This is a genomic window from Arcobacter suis CECT 7833 (assembly GCF_003544815.1).
Taxonomy (GTDB): Bacteria; Campylobacterota; Campylobacteria; order Campylobacterales; family Arcobacteraceae; genus Aliarcobacter; species Aliarcobacter suis.
Genome location: NZ_CP032100.1, coordinates 1,601,889 through 1,624,166, shown reverse-complemented (window position 1 = coordinate 1,624,166; position 22,278 = coordinate 1,601,889). Strand labels below are relative to the sequence as shown.

Annotated in this window: 22 protein-coding genes; 13 read left to right on the top strand and 9 right to left on the bottom strand. The window is 28.4% G+C overall.

Annotated elements, in window-relative coordinates; translation table 11 throughout:
• Positions 1-39: 39 nt before the first annotated feature.
• The 5 genes from aceE (at position 40) to ASUIS_RS08350 (ending at position 7,561) form a co-directional block, all read left to right on the top strand.
• Positions 40-2,712 (top strand): pyruvate dehydrogenase (acetyl-transferring), homodimeric type, encoded by a 2,673-nt coding sequence (gene aceE / locus ASUIS_RS08370; protein ID WP_192894422.1) that lies wholly within the window; start codon positions 40-42, stop codon positions 2,710-2,712.
• A gap of 9 nt (positions 2,713-2,721) precedes the next feature.
• Positions 2,722-4,371, top strand: a complete 1,650-nt coding sequence (locus ASUIS_RS08365; protein WP_118886609.1) for a 2-oxo acid dehydrogenase subunit E2 — start codon at positions 2,722-2,724, stop codon at positions 4,369-4,371.
• Positions 4,372-4,385: 14 nt separating this feature from the next.
• The gene (gene lpdA, locus ASUIS_RS08360) at positions 4,386-5,813 is read left to right on the top strand and encodes a dihydrolipoyl dehydrogenase (protein ID WP_118886608.1); all 1,428 of its coding nucleotides are present in this window, start codon (positions 4,386-4,388) and stop codon (positions 5,811-5,813) included.
• A 131-nt stretch (positions 5,814-5,944) separates the two neighbouring features.
• Positions 5,945-6,841 (top strand): hypothetical protein, encoded by an 897-nt coding sequence (locus ASUIS_RS08355; protein WP_118886607.1) that lies wholly within the window; start codon positions 5,945-5,947, stop codon positions 6,839-6,841.
• 96 nt (positions 6,842-6,937) lie between these two features.
• Positions 6,938-7,561 (top strand): LysE family transporter, encoded by a 624-nt coding sequence (locus ASUIS_RS08350; RefSeq protein ID WP_118886606.1) that lies wholly within the window; start codon positions 6,938-6,940, stop codon positions 7,559-7,561.
• A 72-nt stretch (positions 7,562-7,633) separates the two neighbouring features.
• Here ASUIS_RS08350 and ASUIS_RS08345 read toward each other — a convergent pair whose 3' ends face one another.
• The 3 genes from ASUIS_RS08345 to ASUIS_RS08335 are packed head-to-tail and all read right to left on the bottom strand — an operon-like array spanning position 7,634 to position 11,532.
• Positions 7,634-8,128 carry a HugZ family pyridoxamine 5'-phosphate oxidase gene (locus ASUIS_RS08345; RefSeq protein ID WP_118886605.1) on the bottom strand — a complete coding sequence of 165 codons (495 nt, stop codon included), beginning with the start codon at positions 8,126-8,128 and terminating at the stop codon, positions 7,634-7,636.
• On the bottom strand, positions 8,129-10,486 hold the full coding sequence (locus ASUIS_RS08340; RefSeq protein ID WP_118886604.1) for a helicase HerA domain-containing protein: 2,358 nt from the start codon (positions 10,484-10,486) through the stop codon (positions 8,129-8,131).
• Positions 10,483-11,532: a CNNM domain-containing protein gene (locus ASUIS_RS08335; protein ID WP_118886603.1), complete on the bottom strand. Its 1,050-nt coding sequence runs from the start codon at positions 11,530-11,532 to the stop codon at positions 10,483-10,485. The genes ASUIS_RS08340 and ASUIS_RS08335 overlap by 4 nt, the downstream gene beginning before the upstream one ends.
• Before the next feature lie 180 nt (positions 11,533-11,712).
• On the opposite strand from ASUIS_RS08335, the gene ASUIS_RS08330 reads away from it, so the two are divergent.
• On the top strand, positions 11,713-12,069 hold the full coding sequence (locus ASUIS_RS08330) for a hypothetical protein (RefSeq protein WP_118886602.1): 357 nt from the start codon (positions 11,713-11,715) through the stop codon (positions 12,067-12,069).
• Positions 12,070-12,093: 24 nt separating this feature from the next.
• Here ASUIS_RS08330 and ASUIS_RS08325 read toward each other — a convergent pair whose 3' ends face one another.
• The 3 genes from ASUIS_RS08325 to ASUIS_RS08315 all read right to left on the bottom strand — a co-directional run bounded on the left by ASUIS_RS08325 (position 12,094) and on the right by ASUIS_RS08315 (position 16,078).
• The gene (locus ASUIS_RS08325) at positions 12,094-12,447 is read right to left on the bottom strand and encodes a DUF309 domain-containing protein (protein ID WP_118886601.1); all 354 of its coding nucleotides are present in this window, start codon (positions 12,445-12,447) and stop codon (positions 12,094-12,096) included.
• Entirely contained in the window at positions 12,447-15,260 is a 2,814-nt protein-coding gene (gene uvrA, locus ASUIS_RS08320) for an excinuclease ABC subunit UvrA (RefSeq protein ID WP_118886600.1), read from the bottom strand. The genes ASUIS_RS08325 and uvrA overlap by 1 nt, the downstream gene beginning before the upstream one ends.
• A gap of 116 nt (positions 15,261-15,376) precedes the next feature.
• The gene (locus ASUIS_RS08315) at positions 15,377-16,078 is read right to left on the bottom strand and encodes a hypothetical protein (RefSeq protein ID WP_118886599.1); all 702 of its coding nucleotides are present in this window, start codon (positions 16,076-16,078) and stop codon (positions 15,377-15,379) included.
• A 159-nt stretch (positions 16,079-16,237) separates the two neighbouring features.
• On the opposite strand from ASUIS_RS08315, the gene ASUIS_RS08310 reads away from it, so the two are divergent.
• The 4 genes from ASUIS_RS08310 to argC are packed head-to-tail and all read left to right on the top strand — an operon-like array spanning position 16,238 to position 18,344.
• Positions 16,238-16,513, top strand: a complete 276-nt coding sequence (locus ASUIS_RS08310; RefSeq protein WP_118886598.1) for a type II toxin-antitoxin system Phd/YefM family antitoxin — start codon at positions 16,238-16,240, stop codon at positions 16,511-16,513.
• Positions 16,514-16,804, top strand: a complete 291-nt coding sequence (locus ASUIS_RS08305) for a hypothetical protein (protein WP_118886597.1) — start codon at positions 16,514-16,516, stop codon at positions 16,802-16,804. It abuts the gene before it with no gap.
• 13 nt (positions 16,805-16,817) lie between these two features.
• A complete protein-coding gene (locus ASUIS_RS08300; RefSeq protein ID WP_118887665.1) occupies positions 16,818-17,381 on the top strand; it encodes a GNAT family N-acetyltransferase in 564 nt (187 codons plus the stop codon).
• A gap of 15 nt (positions 17,382-17,396) precedes the next feature.
• Positions 17,397-18,344 carry an N-acetyl-gamma-glutamyl-phosphate reductase gene (gene argC / locus ASUIS_RS08295; protein WP_118886596.1) on the top strand — a complete coding sequence of 316 codons (948 nt, stop codon included), beginning with the start codon at positions 17,397-17,399 and terminating at the stop codon, positions 18,342-18,344.
• A 9-nt stretch (positions 18,345-18,353) separates the two neighbouring features.
• On the opposite strand, the gene ASUIS_RS08290 is transcribed toward argC, so the two are convergent.
• Both ASUIS_RS08290 and ASUIS_RS13830 read right to left on the bottom strand, forming a co-directional pair.
• The gene (locus ASUIS_RS08290) at positions 18,354-18,875 is read right to left on the bottom strand and encodes a ClbS/DfsB family four-helix bundle protein (RefSeq protein ID WP_118886595.1); all 522 of its coding nucleotides are present in this window, start codon (positions 18,873-18,875) and stop codon (positions 18,354-18,356) included.
• Between the two features lie 70 nt (positions 18,876-18,945).
• Positions 18,946-19,545: a hypothetical protein gene (locus ASUIS_RS13830; RefSeq protein WP_226799880.1), complete on the bottom strand. Its 600-nt coding sequence runs from the start codon at positions 19,543-19,545 to the stop codon at positions 18,946-18,948.
• A 94-nt stretch (positions 19,546-19,639) separates the two neighbouring features.
• Here ASUIS_RS13830 and ASUIS_RS08280 point away from each other — a divergent pair, with 94 nt between their 5' ends.
• The 3 genes from ASUIS_RS08280 (at position 19,640) to ASUIS_RS08270 (ending at position 21,202) form a co-directional block, all read left to right on the top strand.
• Complete coding sequence (locus ASUIS_RS08280; protein WP_118886594.1) at positions 19,640-20,014, top strand: hypothetical protein; 375 nt, start codon at positions 19,640-19,642, stop codon at positions 20,012-20,014.
• Between the two features lie 53 nt (positions 20,015-20,067).
• Positions 20,068-20,622: a TetR/AcrR family transcriptional regulator gene (locus tag ASUIS_RS08275; RefSeq protein ID WP_118886593.1), complete on the top strand. Its 555-nt coding sequence runs from the start codon at positions 20,068-20,070 to the stop codon at positions 20,620-20,622.
• A gap of 70 nt (positions 20,623-20,692) precedes the next feature.
• Complete coding sequence (locus tag ASUIS_RS08270) at positions 20,693-21,202, top strand: HPP family protein (RefSeq protein ID WP_118886592.1); 510 nt, start codon at positions 20,693-20,695, stop codon at positions 21,200-21,202.
• Between the two features lie 45 nt (positions 21,203-21,247).
• On the opposite strand, the gene ASUIS_RS13825 is transcribed toward ASUIS_RS08270, so the two are convergent.
• The gene (locus tag ASUIS_RS13825; RefSeq protein WP_268877109.1) at positions 21,248-21,895 is read right to left on the bottom strand and encodes an ATP-grasp domain-containing protein; all 648 of its coding nucleotides are present in this window, start codon (positions 21,893-21,895) and stop codon (positions 21,248-21,250) included.
• Between the last annotated feature and the right edge of the window lie 383 nt (positions 21,896-22,278).

The window sequence follows — 22,278 nt, the reverse complement described above, 5'->3', positions numbered from 1 at the left end:
AAATAATAATAATTTTAATAAATACAATAAAGGATATCAATGCAAAATGAATATTTAAAAGACATTAATCCAGAAGAAACAAATGAATGGCTTGAAGCCTTAGAAAATATTATAGAAGAAGGTGGACCTAAAAGAGCTCACTATATTTTAGAAAAATTAATTGATAAGGCAAGAAGAAAAGGTACGTATCTACCGTTTAGAGCAACAACAGCATACTTAAATAGTATTGATGTTGAAGATGAACCTAAGATGCCAGGTGATAGAGATATCGAAAGAAGAATCAGATCTGCAATTAGATGGAATGCAACAATGATGGTATTAAGAGCATCTAAAAAGAATTTAGAGCTTGGTGGACATATTGCATCATTTCAATCTTCTGCAACATTATATGATGTAGGCTTTAATCACTTCTTTAGAGCTCCGAATGAAAAAGATGGTGGAGATTTAATTTTCTTCCAAGGGCATATTGCACCTGGTATTTATGCAAGATCTTTTTTAGAAGGAAGAATTACAAAAGAGCAAATGGATAACTTTAGACAAGAAGTTGATGGACAAGGTTTATCATCTTATCCTCACCCAAAATTAATGCCAGATTATTGGCAATTCCCAACAGTATCTATGGGACTTGGACCAATTCAAGCAATTTACCAAGCAAGATTCTTAAAATACTTAACAAATAGAGGTATTAAAGATTGTAGCGAGCAAAAAGTATATTGTTTTATGGGTGATGGTGAGTGTGATGAACCAGAATCTTTAGGAGCAATTTCTTTAGCAGGTAGAGAAGGTTTAGATAACTTAGTATTTGTAATTAATTGTAACTTACAAAGACTTGATGGACCAGTTAGAGGTAATGGAAAAATCATTCAAGAACTAGAAGGAAACTTTAGAGGAAATGGATGGAGAGTAGTTAAAGTAATCTGGGGAAGACACTGGGATGCTTTATTACAAAAAGATAAATCAGGTAAGCTTTTACAATTAATGGAAGAGACAGTTGATGGTGAGTACCAAAACTTTAAACAAAAAGGTGGAGCTTACACAAGAGAACATTTCTTTAATAAATACCCTGAAACTGCAAAATTAGTTGAAAATATGTCTGATCAAGATATTTTTGCTTTAAACAGAGGTGGACATGACCCATTAAAAGTTTATGCAGCATATAAAGCAGCAGAAAAAACAAAAGATAGACCAACAGTTATTTTAGCTAAAACTGTAAAAGGTTACGGAATGGGTGAAGCAGCTGAAGGTAAAAATATTGCTCACGGTGTTAAAAAAGTTGATTTAGATTCATTAAGACAATTTAGAGATAGATTTAGAATTCCTTTTTCAGATGAAGAGTTAGAAAAATTACCATACTATACTTTTGATGAAGATTCTGTTGAAATGAAATATATGAAAGCAAGAAGAGCTGAACTTCATGGTTTTGTTCCTCAAAGATTAGAGAAATTTACTAATAAATTAGAAATTCCTTCTTTAGCTGAATTTGAATCTATTACAAAAGGAAGTGGTGATAGAGAAATCTCTACTACTATGGCTTTTGTAAGAATCTTAAATATATTAGTAAAAGATAAAAATATCGGTAAACAAATTGTTCCTATTGTTCCTGATGAAGCTAGAACTTTTGGTATGGAAGGTATGTTTAGACAAATTGGTATTTATTCAAATGAGGGGCAAAAATATGTTCCTCAAGATAGAGATCAAGTTGCATATTATAAAGAAGATAAAGAAGGTCAAGTACTTCAAGAAGGTATTAATGAACTTGGAGCAATGGGTTCATGGGCAGCAGCAGCAACTTCATACTCTGTAAATGATGTTCCTATGATTCCATTTTACATCTATTACTCAATGTTCGGATTCCAAAGAACAGGTGATATGGCATGGGCAGCAGGTGATTTAAGAGCTAGAGGATTCTTAGTTGGTGGAACTGCAGGTAGAACTACATTAAATGGTGAAGGTTTACAACATGAAGATGGACATTCTCATATTTTAGCTAATACAATTCCAAGTTGTATCTCTTATGACCCAACTTATGGTTATGAGTTAGCAGTAATTGTTCAAGATGGTATTAATAGAATGTATGGTGAAAAACAAGAAGATGTATTCTATTATTTAACAACAATGAATGAAAACTACAAACAACCTGCAATGCCTGAAGGTGTTGAAGAAGGAATTTTAAAAGGTATTTATAAATTAGATACTGTTGATGCAGCTAATGATTATAAAGTTAAATTATTAGGTTCAGGTACAATTTTAGAGCAAGTTAGACAAGCTGCTGATATTTTAGCATCAGAATATGGTGTAAAATCAGATGTTTATTCTGTTACTTCATATAATGAAATTGCAAGAGAAGCACAAGATGTAGAAAGATACAACTTATTACATCCAGATGAAGAGGATAAAACTCCTTATGTAACAACTGTATTAGGTGAAGATAAAGATAATATCATTGTTTCAGCAACTGATTATATGAAAATTTATTCTGAACAAATTAGAGCTTATGTAAAAGGTTCATTTAAAACTTTAGGAACAGATGGTTTTGGTAGATCTGATTCAAGAGCAAATTTAAGAGAACACTTTGAAGTTGATGCTAACTTTATTGTTTACGCAACTCTATATTTATTAGTAGAAAATGGTAAATTAGATAAAAAAGTATTAAATGAAGCTATTGCTAAATTTAAAATCAATCCAAATAAAATTAATCCATTATATGCATAAGGTGTGTCTATGAGTATTGAACAAATAAAACTGCCAGACGTTGGTGGAGAAGAAGTAGAAATTATTGAAATCAGTGTTAAAGTTGGTGATAGTATTGGTGAAGACGATACTATCATTGTAGTAGAAACAGAAAAAGCTTCTATGGATATTCCTGCACCATTTGCTGGAACTATTGAATCTTTAATTGTTAAAGCAGGAGATAAAATTAAAGAGGGTGATTTAATCGCTACTTTAGTTACAACTGCATCAGCTTCTAATGAAACTGTAAAAGAAGTTGCAATTGCAACACCTGCTAAAATAGTTGAAGAAGTTAAAATAGAAGAAAAAACTGTAGAAGTAAGTACAGCTTCACAAGAGACAACATTAGTAATTGAAGATATTTTTGTTCCAGATGTAGGTGGAGATGAATCAGTTGATGTAATTGAAATTATTGCATCAGTTGGGGATTTTTTAAATGAAGAAGATGGAATAATTACTTTAGAAACAGAAAAAGCTACTATGGATGTTCCAACACCAATTTCTGGTAAATTAGTTGAAATTCTTGTAAATGCTGGAGATAAAGTAAAAACTGGTTCTTTAATTGCAAGAATTGAAAAAACTGTAGTTGCTTCAACACCAAAAGAGGTTGCTAAAGAAGAGGTTATTGTAAAAAATGAGACGCCTGCTAAAGTAGAATCAAAAGTAGAAACTGTAAGTGTTGAATCTCATGTTACAAAAACAACTGGTAAAGCTTACGCATCACCAAGTATTAGAAGATTAGCTAGAGAGTATGGTGTAGATTTAACATTAGTAAATGGTACAGGTCCTAAAAATAGAATTTTAAAAGATGATATTAGATTATATATAAAATCTGTATTATCAAATCCAAGTTGTGCAAATTTAACTGCTTCAAGTAATACTGCAGGTGGTTTAGGATTTGAGTTAGCACCATTAAAAGAGATTGATTTCTCTAAATTTGGAGAAATTGAAGTTGTAGAATTATCAAAAATTCAAAAAATTTCAGGTCCATCACTTCAAAGAAATGCAATCATTATTCCTCACGTAACGCAATTTGATGAGGCAGATATTACTGAACTTGAGGAGTTTAGAAAAGAACAAAATACTATTTATTCAAAAATGAATTCAGATGTTAAAATATCTCCATTAGTATTTGCTGTTAAAGCTGTTGCAAAAGCATTAAGATTACATCCAAACTTTAATGCGTCATTATCTACTGATGGTCAATCAATGATTTTCAAAAAATATGTAAACGTTGCAGTTGCTGTTGATACACCAAATGGTTTAGTAGTTCCTGTAATTAAAGATGCTGATAAAAAAGGTTTTGAAGAAATTGCACTTGAATTAAAAGAGCTTTCTATAAAAGCAAAAGCTGGAAAATTAACAGCAAATGATATGCAAGGTGCTTGTTTCACAATTTCATCACTAGGTGGAATTGGTGGTACTGCATTTACTCCAATTGTAAATGCTCCAGAAGTTGCAATTTTAGGATTATCAAAATCAGAATTTAAACCTAAATACAATGGAAAAGAGTTTGTACCAAGATTAATGTTACCATTATCATTATCTTATGACCACAGAGCAATTGATGGTGCTGATGGTGCAAGATTTGTAACGACATTATCGTCATTATTAGGCGATATTAGAAAAATACTTCTATAATAAAGGACTTTAAAATGAGTAAAGAAATTAAAGCCCAAGTCTTAGTAATAGGTTCTGGACCAGCTGGTTATTCAGCTGCGTTTAGAAGTGCAGATTTAGGAATGAATGTTGTTTTAGTAGAAAAATTTCCTACTTTAGGTGGAGTTTGTTTAAATGTTGGATGTATTCCATCAAAGGCACTTCTTCATGTTGCAAAAGTAAAAGAAGAAGCTGAGCATATTTCTGCACATGGACTTACATATGCAGAACCAACTATTGATATAGCAAAAATTGCTGCTTATAAAAATGGTGTTGTAAAAAAACTAACTGATGGTTTAAGTGCCATGAGTAAAATGAGAAATGTTACTGTTGTTCAAGGAACTGCTCTTTTTGTAGATAAAAACACAGTTCAAGTAAGTGGAAAAGAAGATGTAACTATCACTTTTGAAAATGCAATTATTGCTGCTGGTTCAAGACCTATTAAATTGCCATTTATTCCCCATGAAGATCCAAGAATTTGGGATTCAACAGATGCTTTAGATTTAAAAGAAATTCCTAAAAAACTTTTAATTATGGGTGGAGGAATTATTGGTCTTGAAATGGGAACAGTTTATCAAAAACTTGGGTCTACTATTGATGTTGTTGAAATGCAAGACCAATTAGTTCCTGTTGCTGATAAAGATGTTATCAAAATGTACACAAAAGCAAATAGCAAAAGATTTAATATTATGTTAAATACAAAAGTTGCAAAAGTCGAAGCTAAAGAGGATGGTATTCATGTATCAATGGAAGGTGAGGGTGTTCAAACTGAACCTTTTATTTATGATGCTGTTTTAGTTGCTATTGGAAGAGCTGCAAATGGTAAACTTCTTAACCTTGAAAATGCTGGTGTAAAAGTAAATGATTGGGGAATTATCGAAGTTGATAAACAAATGAGAACAAATGTAGAACATATCTTTGCAGTTGGAGATATTGTTGGTCAACCGATGCTTGCACACAAAGGTGTACATGAAGCTCATGTTGCAGCTGAAGTAATTGCAGGTAAAAAACACTATTTTGAACCAAAAGTTATCCCATCAATCGCATATACTTTCCCAGAAATCGCTTGGGTTGGTATGACTGAAAAAGAAGCAAAGGCTGCTGGAATTGATTATGAAGTTTCAACATTCCCATGGACTGCATCAGGAAGAGCATTAGCTAGTGATGTTAGTCAAAATGGTATGACAAAATTAATCTTTGATAAAAAAGACCATACTTTAATCGGTGGAGCTTTAGTTGGAGATAATGCAGGAGAGTTATTAGGAGAAATTACACTAGCTCTTGAAATGGATTGTGATGCAGAAGATATTGCACTTACTATTCATGCACACCCAACACTACACGAATCAGTAGGAATGGCAGCTGAAATTTATGAAGGAAGTATTACTGACCTTCCAAATGCTAAGGCAAAAAAGAATAAATAAACAAATAAAAACAAGGCTTTTAAGCCTTGTTTTTTCCCCTTGTAAAAACTACCAAACTTATAAACAATTAACCTCAATCAAATCCTTTTTAGATAAAATAATTAAATATTAAATTTAGGATTATATTTTTAATGGGAAAAGAAAAATATCAAAATAGATTACTAGCATTTTTTGACATTTTAGGTTTCAAAGAGCATTTAAGAAAAAAAGATTTAGATACTCTATATTGTGAATATGGTGATTTTATAGATAAAGCAAATCAAAATATTTTTGGTGATGTTAAAACAATTTATGGAGAGCCAACCGTTTCAAATTTTAATAAATCAATAATTTTTTCAGATTCAATTTTACTCATATCTTATGAAATAGATAGTATTCAAAATATAAATAAATTTTTATTGGGTTGTATTACTCTTATGCAAGAAGCTATAAATCATGGTTTTATTTTAAGAGGTGCAATTGGACATGGTGAAGCAATATATGATGAAGAAAAAAGCATTTTTTTAAGCAAAGAGTTCCCAGAACTTCACATACAAGAAGGTAAACAAAACTGGGCTGGTTGTGGAATATTTGTAAATGATGAAATAAAAGAAAAAATTGTTAATGCAGTTTTTGGAAATAGAAAAATTAATGGATATCAAATTTGGAATGTAGCAACAAATACTCTTCTAGAAGAAAAAGTTTATCAAAGTCACATTAGAGCTTCGAGTCCAATTTTGGAATATAAAATTCCAACTCTTGATAAGAATTATTGGTGTTTGAATTATCTATTTACAATGGATAAAGATAAAATTGAAAAATTATGGGAAAACCTTGAATTAGAACCAAAAGGAAAACAATGTACAACACAGAGATTTTATGATTATACTTTTTCTCTTGATGATAGTGGTGAAGTTTTTGAAAATCTTGAACCTATTTATAAGATAAAAGTTATGATGACTGAAACTAGTGCAAAAATAAAATTTGAAAATAAAGACGGAAATGGTACAGATTTTCAAGGGCAAAACATAACAATAGGATTTCTTTAATGATAACTTTTAGAGAATATTCTGATACGGAACAAAAAGTTATAAATTTATAAACAATATTGTAATCTTCCATATCAGAATCAACAAAGGAATATTATGGAATTTAATGTTTGGTTAACTATGTTTTTAGCAGCAATTGCAATATCGGTTTCACCAGGAGCTGGAGCTGTTGTTTCTATGAATTATGGTTTAAAATATGGTCTTAAAAAATCTTACCCTGCAATTTTTGGTTTACAAGTTGGATATTTAATTCAAACATTTATTGTAGTTATTGGATTAGGGGCTATTATTGCTAAATCTGTTTTGATTTTTACGATTATAAAATGGATTGGTGTTGCTTATTTACTCTATTTAGGATTAGGTAAAATTTTTGAAAAAGCACAATTAGTTGATGATGAAGAACATCTAAATTCATACAGCGCAAAAAAAGCTTTTTTGAATTCTAGTTTGATAAATCTAACAAATATCAAAGCAACAATTTTTTTAGTAGCATTTATTCCTCAATTTATAAATCCAAATGAATCAATATTTTTACAATTTATAATCATAGGTGCAACATTAAGTGTAGTTGATATATTTGTAATGACGGGATATTCTTCAATGGCTTCAAAGTTGAAGTTTTTATTAAAAGATGTAAAAGCAATAAAAATACAAAATAGAATTACAGGTAGCTTACTTATATTAGCTGCAATTTTTATGTCAAATGCAAAAAGAGTTTAAATAAATATTAGTAGAAGAAAAGAGATTTTAATCTCCTTTCTTTTTTTAGATAGTTTACTTTTTTTAGATAGTTTACTTTTTTCCATGACCTGAAGAGTTAGTTGTTCTTTCAACAAACTCTTCAAAGTTTTCTCCACCAAGATTATAAGCTTTGCCAAATCCAAAAACAGCTTCACCATAAAAAGGTGTAAATTCAAAAAGATAAAAATCGCCCATTTTATGAAGTGTATTTACCATATCACTTTCAAATTTATTTCTAAATTCATCTAAGATTATTTTTTCATTTTCTGTATTTTGTTCCAATCTTTTAGCTTTACATTGGATTGATACTCTTTTTTTACCAAAGATATTTTTACAATCTTTTTCATCTTCACAAAAGAAAATTGAAGCCATTTCATTGTTTGTCAAATTTGATGAGTGTTTTGCCATCAATGATAGATAAACATAATATTTGTGATTGTGTTTTACAAAAGGTGCATAAGATGAAAATGGATTTTTATTTTCATCTAATGAACTAATTGTAAGACTTTGTAGAGTTTCTAAAAACTCATTTAAATTTTTTGCCATTTATTCTTCTTTCCATAATAGTTCTAATTTTATATTAAAAATATCTGTTCTTTTTGGTTTTATAAAAATCTCTTCTATTTGAAAATTTGAGATTTTATTCTCTTCATTTATTTTTGAGATTTCATTTTCTAATGTTTTTTGTAACTCTTCTTTTTCAATTTGTAGTTGTTGAATTTCACTTTCAACATATTTTACATCACTTTTTTCTTTTAAGATTTTAGTAGCTCCCCTTGCGCTAGAAGCTACTTTTCCTAAAGTTGAAGCAGTTGTTGATTTTCCAAAAAAAGCTCCTAGAAGTGAAGTTCCAATAGAGATAATAGCATCTGTTGTGGTTGTATTTGCTTGAAGTTGCTCTTTTTCTAATTTATCAAAAAGTTTGTTTAGTTTGTCATCTATTGAATCATTTGTTTTTGAAAACTTTAGCTGTAAACTTTCAATTTGTTCATCTATTTTTTCATTTAATCTATCTTGAATTCTGATTTTAAAATCAGTTAAACTTTCATTTTGTTTTGAAATGATTTTTAAAGCATCATTTTTAAATAAAGATAATTTATTTGTTCTATAAATAAAATTTATAAAATCCTTTTGGATTTGTTTTAACTCTTTTTCATTTTGAATAAAAATGGGAGTTTCATAGTAGTTTGAGTTTATTCTCTCATTTGTTTCAAAACTATTTTCTTTAAACTCTTCAAGTTCTTCAAAATTTACATTTGAAGCTTCTTTTTGTAAATAAAATTTATAATTTAGTTCATTTGTTAAATCTATATTTTTACTTGTATCACTAAAATGAACTGAACATTTAAAAACCAAATAACCTTGTAAATAATAACTCTCACTTTGTGAAGTATAAAGATATTTTTGCTCTAAAATATTTGGAATAAGTGGTTTAGCACTATTTTGTCTATTTGTTGTTTCAACTTTTGTTTTTGGAAGTTCAGTTTTTGATACAGAGTTTGCTGTTTTATTGCTCATCAAAAACTTGATTTGCTCTTTTGTAATTGGACCTTTTAGATATGATAATGTCCATCTTGTTTGAAAAATTTTAATTCCATCTTCATTTATATTTTTCATTATAAATGTTCTTTTTTCAAGATTTGATAAAAGATTTTCCATTTCACTTTTATCAATTTTGCCCTCAACCGCAGAACTTAATCCATCAATAACTTTTTCTTTATCTTGTTTTGTTTGTAATCTTCCTATAAACCAAGTTCCAATATTTGCTAAACCTTTGTAGTCTATATCAACTGGATTTTGAGTAGAAAGTATAATCCCAACTCCAAAACTTCTTGCTTGTTTTAAAAGTGTAAGCATTGGTTGTTTTGATGGTGGATTCGCATTTGGTGGGAAATATCCAAAAATTTCATCCATATAAAGTAGGGCTTTAAGTGATGTTGTTCCCTCTTGTCTTCTCATCCATGAAACCATTTGGTTTAGTAGTAGTGAAACAAAAAACATTCTTTGAGAATCATTTAAGTGTGCGATTGAAAATATAGAAACTTTAGCTTTTCCAGATTCATCATATAAAAGATTTGAAATATCTAAAGGTTCACCTTCAATCCAAGATTTAAAAGATGGATTTGCAATAATCGTATTTAGTTTTAGTGCTAGTTTTAATCTTTCATTTTGAGGAAAAAATGTCTCTAAATCAAAAATTCCAACCTTTGAAAATGGTGGAGTTACAATATAAGTAATCAACTCTTCAAGGCTTAAATCCTTTTGATTTGTATAAGAGTTCATAAAAATAGTTGAGATTAAAATAAACTCTTTTGAAGAACTATCATCTTTTTCATCAATCAAAGATAATATTGAGCTAACAGTTGAATTAATAAATGAAATAAGAAGTTCATTATCTTCTAAAACTTCAATGCTAGGTGCTTTAAAAGATGAAAGAATTGATATTTGAACACCAGAAGCGCTTCCTGGAGTATAAATAGTAAAATCAGCTGAATCTTTTAGTTTTTGGATTCTTTCTTGATTTTGAAAATCTGCTTCAAGTCCATTTTTCCAAGTTTGCGCAGTTTTTAAAGCAAGTTCAGGAACACTCAAACTATTATTTAGAGCATCTTGTTCTTCAATCCAAGGTTCAAAATCACTTCCTTGTAAGTTGGGAAAAGTAAGAAGTAGATTTCCCATATCACCTTTTGGATCAATTATAATTGAGGGAATATTATCAATTGCAGCTTCTTCTAAAAGTGAAATTCCAAGACCAGTTTTTCCACTTCCTGTCATTCCAATGATTGCTGCGTGAGTTGTTAAATCTTTGTTTTTATAAACTAAAGGAGCAAAAATTTGTTCATTTGTTTTTTCTTTTCCTATATAAAAAAGTTTTAGATTTTCATAATCAAATGTTGTACTCATAACATTTCCTTTGTTTCTTCCTCTTTTCTTTTTGCTTTCATTTTATTTAAAGCTAATTTTCTCATATCAGCAGTTGTATCTAATTCATCCATGATTTCAAGACCTAAAAGAGTCTCTATACAATCTTCTAAAGTTACAATTCCTTCTGTTTGATTGTATGAATCATGAACTATAAACATATGCTCTTTCTTTTGAATAAATAATTTCAAAGCTTTTGCCACATTGATACTTTCATGTAAAGAAAATACAGGTTTCATAACATCTTCTAAACTTATATCTTTTTCTTTTAATGCTTGTTTAAATAGTTTTTTTGTTAGAATAATTCCTACAATATTATCAATAGTTCCCTCATATACTGGAATTCTTGAAAATTTAATAGTTCTTTTATCTTCAATTATATCTTTGATTTCACTATTTTTTTCAACTGCATACATAACAGAACGTGGAGTTAAAATATCTTTTAATTTTTTAGTATTTAAATCAAGAGTATTTTCAATAATATGTGATTCTAAATCACTGATAATACCTTCTTCTTCACTTAGTAATGTAGCTTGTAATAACTCTTCTCTTGAAATCTTATCATGGGTTTCTGTACCAACTTTTTTTGTAATAATTTGAGTAAGAATAATCAATGGATAAGTTATAAATATAAATAAGTTTATAATTCTTGGAGTATAAATAGCTAATTGTTTCCAGTAAATTGCACCAATTGTTTTAGGAATTATTTCGCAAAAAAATAAAACAACTAAAGTAAGAATTATAGAAATAACCATTATTAAAGTACTATTTCCTTCAAAAACATTTTTTGCTTGTATTCCAATAGCAATAGCGCCCAAAGTATTTGCCGTTGTACTTAATATAAGAATTGCAGCAATAGATTTATCTATGTCTAATTTTAATTTTTTAAGAAGTCGTCCAGCGCTTGGATGGTCTTTTTCTAACACAGAGATATAAGTGATATTTGTTGATAATAAAATAGATTCTAAAAGTGAACATAAAAAAGCTGTACCAATAACTATGGTGAATAGTAATATTAAAATTTCCATAAATTTTTTCTTTTATAAAAATTTAGCTGACGGGAATTATATTCCAAGTTTTTCTCCTATGAATTGTAAATAATTTTGAACAAATAATATCAAAATAAACTTAATAAAAAAAATTTTTGTCAAAAGATAAAAAATAGTTGTATAATAGGGCAGTTAAAACTTTTTTAAAAGGAGCTTATTATGCAATATGGAATGTTACCAAAAATTGACCAGTTCAGTGATAATAAAGCTTTAGAAGTTCAGAAAATTAAACCATCGGCTAAATCATCGGAAATAACAACTGAAGAAGCTATTCAACAAGTGCAACAAGAGGCTATTTCAAAAGAGAAAGAGTCAACAGAAGCAAAAAAGGTTGATACTAATAGTGCTACTTCAAATAAATATGAGGTTGTTTTATCAAATACAAATTTTGGTTATAATGGTTCATCTAAAGATTTTTATGTAAAAGTGGAAAGGGGTAATGTTGAAAATCAATACCCAACAGAAGATATGATGAGAGTAAAAGCTTATTTATTAAATCTTGATTCAGCATCTTAAAACTTTAGAAGTCAAATTTTATTTTTATAATTTGGCTTCTACTTCTTTACTTAATTCAATTAATCGATTTTTTATATAATAATATTTTTCTTTCTCTTCAAAATCTACAACATCCAATAATGGAACATATTTTTCAAAAGCAGGCCAAACTTTTTTATAACTTTCAGGTCTTTTTTTTATATGAAATAGGGCAAGGGCAGTTGCTCCATTTATCAAACCTTTTAAAACAAGAGCTTTGTTTAATTCTCCTTGTTTTTTATAAAAATTCCAATCATCTTCAAGCAGTTCGTGAGCTTCAACATAAAAGCCATTTTCAACAGCAAAAATAAATCTATCTATTGCTGTTTTTTGATTGAAGATGTTGTAATCTATTTTCATTAGCCATTTATCTCTTTATCTAAATAATATCCAGTATATGAACCAGAAACTTTGTGATTTGATGCTAAAAACTCAGGTGTTCCTTCATCAACTATTTTTCCACCTTTATTTCCACCCTCAGGTCCCATATCAATAACCCAATCAGAGTTTTTGATAACATCAAGATTATGTTCAATTACAAGTACAGAGTTTCCTAAATCAACAAGATGATGTAATACTTTTGTAAGTCTGTCAACATCGGCAAAATGTAAACCAGTTGTTGGTTCATCTAAAACATAAAGAGTATTTCCAGTATCTTTTTTACTTAACTCTTTAGATAGTTTAATTCTTTGAGCTTCACCACCTGAAAGTGTAACTGCATTTTGTCCAAGTGTAATATATCCAAGTCCAACATCACTAAGTGTTTGAAGTTTTGCATTTAGTTTTGGCACTTTTGCAAAAAACTCTAAAGCTTCATCAACACTCATATTTAATACATCAGATATATTTTTACCCTTATACATTATTTCCAATGTTTGAGAGTTGTATCTTCTTCCGTGACAATCATCACATTTAACCATAATATCTGGTAAGAAGTGCATTTCGATTTTTATTTCACCTTCACCTTGACATTTCTCACATCTTCCACCTTTTACATTAAAAGAGAATCTTCCTATTTTATAACCTCTAAGCATTGCTTCTTTTGTTTTTGCAAATAGTTCTCTTAACTCGTCCATAAGTCCAGTATAAGTTGCTGGATTTGATCGTGGAGTTCTTCCAATAGGACTTTGGTCAAGATAGATAACTTTATCAAGTCTTTCAAGTCCTTCGATTTCAACACCATCTACTTTTTTTACTTTTCTTGCTCGATTTAAAAGCTCTTTTGCAACGGGAAGTAGGGTTTGTAAAATAAGTGATGATTTACCACTTCCTGAAACCCCTGTAATTGCACATAGATTTTTTAGTGGAATTTTTACATTTAAGTCTTTTATATTGTTTATAGTTACATTTTTGATTTCAATAAATTCTTCTTGTGGACGATTATGAACATAATCAATTTTTTTAGCTCCAGTTACATATTTTGCAGTTAGAGTTTTTGCTTTGTTCATCTCTTTTAAAGTTCCAGCAAATACAATCTCTCCACCATATTTTCCTGCGTTTGGTCCAATGTCAACTATATAATCAGCTGCTTGAATGGTCTCTTTGTCATGTTCAACAACAATTACTGTATTTCCTTTTTCTTGTAAGGCTCGTAAAGTTTTAATAAGTTTATTTGTATCTCTTTCATGTAGTCCAATAGATGGCTCATCAAGTACATACATAACTCCTGTAAGTCCTGAACCTATTTGTGAAGCTACTCTAATTCTTTGAGCCTCTCCACCAGAAATAGTTCTTGCATCACGTCCAAGAGTAATATAACCTAAACCAACATCATGTAAAAAGAAAATTCTTTCTCGTATCTCTTTTAAAATTGGTTTAGAAATCATTTTAAATTGCTCATTTAGATAATCAAAGTTTGAATCATCTTGGAAAAAAGCATGTGCATCTTCAATAGGAATATTTAAAATATCACTTATTGTTTTATTTGCCACATAAACACTTTGAGAAGAGGGTTTTAATCTATTACCATTACAAGAGTCACATTTCTTTTCAGTCATGTATTCACTCATCTCTTTTTCTTCTTTTATCATGTCATAGGCAAGTTTTACAACACCTTCCCATTTTCGTGTAAGTTTGTGTCTTTTCCAAAAGAATGTTGCATCATCAACACTTCCATGTAAAATAGCTTTTCTTTGATGCTCAGGTAAATCTCTAAAAGGAATATTTACAGCTATATCACTTCCTTCACAAAAAGCTAAAAGCATTTTGAAATAAAAACCTTTATTAAAACCATATATAACTCTAATAGCTCCATCTTCAATAGATAAATCTTCATTTATAACTTTTTTCATATCAAGGGCATATCTAATTCCTAGACCATCACAAGACGAACAAGCACCTTTTGGAGAGTTAAAAGAAAATGATAAAGGTTCAAGTGGTTCAAAAGAGATTTTACAAGAGAAACAAGCCATATGTTCAGAGTAGTGAATATGTTTTTCAACACCCATTTCTTCATGGTTTAAAATCTCAATTTCAAGTTCTCCAAAACTCTCTTTTAGACCTTTTTCTATATCTTGAGCGATTCTATCTCTATTCTCTTCTTTTATTGTAACCCTATCAATTACAACTTTGATTGTATGCATTTGAGTTTTAGCAAGTTCGATTTCTTCATCAAGTCTAACCATAACTCCATCAATCATGGCTCTTACATAACCTTTGCCTCTTAAGCTTTCAAGTAAATCTGCAAAACTTCCTTTTTTTCTATTGATTAAAGGAGCTAAGATTACTACTTTTGAATCATTTGGCAAAGTTAAAACTTGATTTATAACATCACTTGCACTCATTTGTGAAATTGGTTCTCCACATTGGTGGCAATGTTGTTTTCCAATTCTGGCGTATAAAAGTCTAAAGTAGTCATATACTTCTGTAATAGTTCCAACAGTTGAACGAGGATTTTTAGATGTTGTTTTTTGGTCAATTGCAATGGCAGGTGTTAGCCCTTCAATTCTTTCTACATTTGGTTTTCCAACTTTATCTAAAAACTGTCTTGCGTAAGAAGATAAAGATTCTATATATCTTCTTTGACCTTCTGCATAAAGTGTGTCAAATGCCAATGTTGATTTTCCAGAACCCGAAAGTCCTGTAAATACTATAAGTTTATTTTTTGGTATTTCTAGGTTTATATTTTTTAAGTTATTTTCACAAGCGTTAAATATTTTGATAGAATTTGTCATGTTTTGCCTTTAAAATTTGAAGCTTATATTATATGATAGATTTTATAATAAGAGATTAAATTTAGTTTTTGTTCCACATGATATTCCCAAACTATAATTTGGGAATAAAAAAGATATTATTCTTCTACAATTTCAGCTTCGATAAGTGTAGGAGAAGGAGTATTGGAAGGTAGTTCTTCTGCTCTTGATTGTGTTCTCCAAACAATGTCTGAAATTTCTCTAATTCTATCAACAAATGGTTTTGAATCTTTCCCAAATTTTCCTAAAACTACTCCTGCATCTCCAACTAATCCCCAGAATCTATCAATATCTGACATTTTTTTATGCATTTCAGCTTGTAGTTTTTCTAATCTTTTTAATAATCTTTCTTGATGTTTTGTTTCAAAAAGGTTCGATTCTTTTATTTCTTTTCTTAATTCATTAATAAGTACTTGTATTCTGTCTAAATCTCCTTGTGAAAATTCATAAGTGAATAAGTTGTTAATTTCTTTATGAAATCTATTTTTCATTGTTTCTAGACTAATTTGTTTTGCTTTTGCCGCATATTCAACTTGAACTAAATCTAAATAATTTCTTAAACTAATACAATCTTTATTTATATTTCCTTCTAAACTTATATCTTCTACTGCTGATTGTAAGTTAAAACTTTCTAAAATAACTGAAACTAAAGAATATGTTTCAAATAAATAGTCGTATTCCGATTGTAACCAGTTTTGAAGTGAAGTATCTAATTTACTCATACATAATTCAATAGCACTAACAATTGAAAGAATAGGTTCTTCTCTAACATTTTCTAAAAATCCTTCATTAAATAACATGGTATGGCTCCAATTTTTTAATAAAGATTATAATATAAAAATAATCTTATTACAAACAACAAATTAAGAATAATAAAAAAGAGAACATTTACCTTTAATTAGTAATTAATATTTCATGTAATATTATACATAAAATATTACATACTTTAGGAAAATAAAATGGTAGCATATAAAAGAGATGAAATAGTTTCTGCGAGTGAAATGGCAAGAGGATTTTCAAATATTCTAAATAGTATCATTGATAAATCAAAAGATAGATTGGCTATTTCAAAAAACAATAAATTGGAAGCTGTAATCTTAGATATTGAAGAGTATGAAAAATTACAAAATGCTTATGATTTGTTAGAACAAAAAGAGATAGAAATGATGCTTTTAAATAGAACTAATGAGGAAAAGGAAGTATCTCATACTAAAAGTTTGTCTATAGAGTTTTAAATGAAAAAAGATTTAAAACTTACATATTTAAAAAAAGCAAAAAAATTTTTAGATAAAAATAAAAATGTTATAAACGAAAAACAAGTAGATGAACTTATTATTAAATTTATAAAAAAGCATTTTTTTAATTATGATGAAAATATTGATTATAAACAGTTACAAGGTAATTTAAAAGATTATTATAGAATTAGAAAGAGTAATATTCGTCTAATTATTAGAGTTGTTGATGATAATATTATCATTGAAGCAATTATAGAGGATATTGGATTTCGTGGTGATATTTATAAATAAAATGGTGAAAAAGATGCAATACAAACTAGCACAAATAGAAGATATAGAAAAAGTATTAGAGTTACACTTTAAATATCAAATAGATACTATAAGACAAGAAGATAAAAAAGATGGGTTTATTACAACTGCTTTTACAAAAGAGCAAATGGTTGATTTGACTACTTTAGAACAGGGCTTATTTATTGCTGTTCTTAATGAAAAGGTTGTAGCTTATGTGATGAGTGCATCTTGGAATTTTTGGTCAAGATGGCCAATGTTTGCTTTTATGGTAGAAGATTTACATAACTTAGAGTATTTAGGTCAAAAGCTTAGTGTTCAAAACTCATATCAATATGGACCAGTTTGTGTGGATAAAGAGTATAGAGGGAGTGGAGTATTAGAAAAGATATTTGACTTTGCACGAGAGAATATGGCAAAAAGATTTCCTATTTTGGTAACATTTATAAACAAAATAAATCCAAGGTCTTATGAAGCTCATACAAAAAAATTAAAACTTGAAGTAATAAAAGAGTTTTCATATAACAACAATAACTATTATGAGTTAGTCTATGATACTTCAAAAAGCTTATTTAAATAAAAAGGAAATATAAAAATGAAATACAAAATCTTTGTAGATGGTCAGTTTGGAACAACAGGATTAAAAATCCATGAAATGCTAAAAGATAGAAATGAACTTGAAATTTTAACAATCAATGAAGAAGATAAAAAAGATTTAGAGATTAAAAAGAAGTTTTTAAATGAAGCTGATTTGGTTTTTTTATGTTTACCTGATGAGGCTTCAAAGGAGTCTATAAAACTAATAACTAACAATACAACAAAAGTAATAGATGCAAGTACAGCTCATAGAACAAATCATGATTGGACTTACGGAATAGCAGAATTAAATCCAACTCAAAGAGAAAAAATAAAAAACTCAACAAGAGTTTGTGTTCCTGGTTGTCATGCAAGTGGATTTATAATGGCAATGAAACCATTAATTGAAAATAACATAGTTTCAAAAAAACAAAAAATAGTTTGCCACTCAATCACAGGTTATAGTGGTGGAGGAAAAGGTTTAATAGATATTTATGAAGCAGCTGAAAATAAAGATAAATATAAAAGTCAAAGACCTTATGCTTTAGGTTTAAGCCATAAACATTTACCTGAAATGAAATATATCTTAGGTTTAGAATCAGCTCCATTTTTTACACCAAGCGTTGGGAACTTTTCTCAAGGTATGTTAGTAATGTCATATCTAATAAAAGATGAATTAGAAAAAAATATATCAAAAGCTGAGGTATTATCTTTATATAAAAATTATTATAAAAATGAAGAGTTTGTAAAAATAATTGAAGATGATATAAAGTATTTAGATGAAGGCTTTTTAGATGCAATGAAGTGCAATAATACAAATAGAATCGAAATTTCAGTTTATGAATCAGATGATTATTTACTTGTAATCTCAAGACTTGATAATCTTGGAAAAGGAGCTTCTGGAGCTGCTGTTCAAAATATGAATATCATGTTAGGACTTGAAGAAAAAGCAGGTTTGAAAGTATAAATTAAAAAGCTAAACTTTGAATAGAAGTTTAGCTTTTTTAAATTTTCTTATTTTAGTACGCATATTTTTCATTGGAGAAGATGTATTAAATTGAATCATTCGACCTAAAGTATATTTTTCATACCAATCTTTTTCATAAAGTTCAGAATTAGATAAATGTTCTATCAATGTAATAATTTTATTAATAGTTTCTTTGAATTCATTAATTAAATTAGAGTAAGACCAACTTGCATATTCAAAATGGAAGTTATTGGCTAATTTTCCTAATTCGTTCCATTTATAACCAGTTTCTGGGAAAATTACTTCTAATCCAGCAGATTTTCTATCATACCATTTTAGAACAAGTTTTCCCCACCCAATAAGATAAGCTAAAGTATCACATACACTAATTGTTGTTCCTTTTATATTTCCTTCAACTTCCAATATTCTAGAAAATTTTTCAGGAAGAGTTAAATAATCAGTTAGTATATTTTTATATGATAGTTGTATTGCTTGAAGTAATTCTTGTTTATTTTGGGGTACGGAAGTCATAAAATTCCTTTGTTTATAAATAAAATAACCCATTATGAAATTAAACATAATGAGTTACTAAAATAAAGTATTAGCTTTTATGTAGATTTATTTTATACTCATTTGTTCTAATTCGTCTTTCAATTTCTCTTTTTACAGCATTTATAGCATAATTTTTATTTCCACCATGAATACTTGTTACTAATTGTGATTCACAGTTTTGACATATAAAATCTGTTTTTGTTACATCTGTATATCTTGTATGGCAAGAACTGTCATCATATACTAATAAAGAATCACATTTAGGACAATAACATTGAATATTTGATACTTCATTTTTTGTCCATTTCCATCTCCAGTTTGCTCCGTATATAAAATCTTCTTTATATGAAAGATGTTCTGGTTTAGTGTTACTTTGTAGATTTATTAAAAATCTTATTATAGTTGTAAGTGCTAAAACTGAAATAATTATCAATACCCATAACGGAACAGTATATGAAGTTAATAAAGCTTCATAAGTCCAAATTATGCCAAACCATATTTGTAAAAATGAATCGATAACATAATCATGTGTTTGTGGAATAAAGAATAAAATACCAATTCCTAAAATTAGTGATGCAATCACTACTATAGTTATTTTTATTTTTGAGTTTTCTATTTGAATACCTTTTTGTAGATTAAATTTTCGCAATTATATAGTATGCAGACTAAAATTAAAATTTTTATATCAAATTTTTTTATAACTTTCTAATTAGATGTTAGAATATAAAAAAGGAAAATAAACAATGAAAAGAACCTCTTTTGAAAAAGATATTAATGGTGAATATGCAGAACTTTTCCTAAGTGTAAGAGATTTTATTAAAATCTGCATAGGAAATGATGTAAAAGAAAAATATAGTGAAAATATCACCACTCTTTATTCTAAAGAGGGTGGATTTTGTTATATAAAAGTAAAAGATGATTATATTCATATTGGCTGGTTTAGAGGAAGGCATATAGCTGATAAATACAACTTCCTTTTTGGAAAAGGCAAAACGATAAGAGGACAAAAAATCTATAAATTAGACAAAATTGCAAGAGATACTATAAAATATTATGTAAATAAGACTTTGATTTTTTTGTTTGAATATAATGGATTGAAGAATTTGAAAAATAATTGACAAGAAAAAAAATTTAAGCTAAACTTTTACCAAACAATCGTTTGGATAAAATTATGGCAATCAAAAAAACATCAAGGGAAGAGATTTTAAAAGAGTCTATAAAACTTTTTAAAATAAGAGGATATTCAAATACTTCTATGGCAAATATAGCCGAAGCTTGTGGGCTTATAAAAGGAAGTATTTATCATCATTTTAAGAGCAAAGATGAGATAGGTTTGGAGTCTTTGAAGTATATTCATAACTATTTCGTGGAGCATATTTTCTTTATTGCTTATAAAAATGATTTGAGTGATAGGCAGAAAATCGAATTAATTGTAAAAAAAACTGATGATTATTTTTTGCATAGTGAGGGTGGTTGTTTACTTGGGAATTTAGCTTTGGAAGCTAGTAGTCTGAATTTAGATTTTAAAGAAGAAATAAAAGCATATTTTACCGCTTGGGAAAATGCTTTGGTAAAAATCTTTGAAAATAAATACTCAAAAATAGAAGCATCAAATCTTGCAAAAGAGTATGTAGCTTTAACTCAAGGTGCAATAATGATGATGAATTTATATGATTCATCGGATAATTATCTAAAAATTGGTGAAAAAATCATTAGTTTAATCTAATGGTTTTTTTTTGTTCATTTTAAACAAACAATCGTTTGGTTGTTTTATGAAATTTATAAAAAGGAAAAATATGAGTTATTTTAAAAAATTCAAAGGGCAGGGCGAAGCACTTCCAGCAAAATCACCAATTAGTGAAATAGCTTTTGCGTGGTTTGGTGGATTTATTTCAATATTTATTATTGGTTATCTTACAAAATCTTATGACAATCTTTTGATTATGGGTTCATTTGGAGCTTCGTGTATTTTACTATTTGGATTTCCTAAAAGTCCATTCTCTCAACCTAGAAATGTGATTTTAGGGCATTTTTTATCTACATTTATTGGTTTAGCTTTTTTGCATATTTTAGGAAATGAGTATTGGAGTATGGCATTAGCCTTAGCAACTGCAATTGCAGTTATGATAGCAACAAGAACTGTTCATCCACCAGCTGGATCTAATCCATTGATAGTGTTTTTGTTGGGTGCAAATTGGGATTATTTGATTTTTCCAAGTTTGATAGGTTCTATTATTTTGGTTCTTGTAGCAATTTTCTATAATAATTTACATAAAAATAGGGCTTATCCACAATATTGGATGTGAGTTTTAGATATTGACATTTTTGTATGTCAATATCTTAATTAAATATTAAATTTCAATTTTCTCAGGTGAAATCATCCCTGCATCAGCGACTTTTAAAATCATTTGTTCATAATCCATATTTTCATTTAATAAAAATGAACGAGAAAAATAACCATTTCCAAGTCCTGGCATAAGGTTCGCTTCTATAAAGTGTAAAATTCCATTGAAGCTTGTTTTTATATCGATTCTTCCCATTGTTTTACCGCCCAACGCTCTAAAAGAGTTTAGGGCAATATTACAAAGTTCTTTATGGATTTTTTTATCACTAACAGCGATTACTTCTTCTAAATCATTTTGTTTAGCTTCATAGTCTAACACACGATGTCCATTTTTATTTTTAACGGCAATTATTTCAACAGGTAAAATCATTAAAATATTTTTTGATTTATTTTCTAAAATACTAACACTATACTCTTTCCCTGATAGATAGTTTTCCACTAAAGTACGAGATTTTTGAGTGTTATAAATATCCAAAACTTTTGCTTGATATTTTTTGAAATCAAAAACAACAGATTCAGGGTTTATTCCTCGACTATCTCCACCAGATATTGGTTTTAGAAACAATGGAAAAGTCACAGGAAGTGAACTTTCAGTTTCGTGTTCATCTGGTTGAGTTGTAAAAAATTTTGCTGTATTTATATTTGCTTCTTTTATTAAAAGTTTGGCATGATTTTTGTCATATTCGTTATCTAGGGCTTCTTTATTTGAAGTTATATAATCAATTTTATGTTTTTTTAGATAATCACTAAGCCAAATTTCTTGGTTTTCAAAATTGAAATATTTTATTCCTGAAAATACTAAATCAGGTTTTCTTTTTATTAAAGATTTTAAATCATTTTCATTTTCAATAACAGTAATAACAACCTTTTCATAGCTTTTTGATAAGATTTCTAAGATTAGATTTTCGTCTAATTTAATACCTACATTTTTTCTATTTAAAGTTAGATCTTTTGGTGCGGGAATAGTAACAATTTCTATTGATTTGTTGATTAAAGAGATGGAGTATCCTTTTTTTGTAGTTTTAGTAAGATTAAATA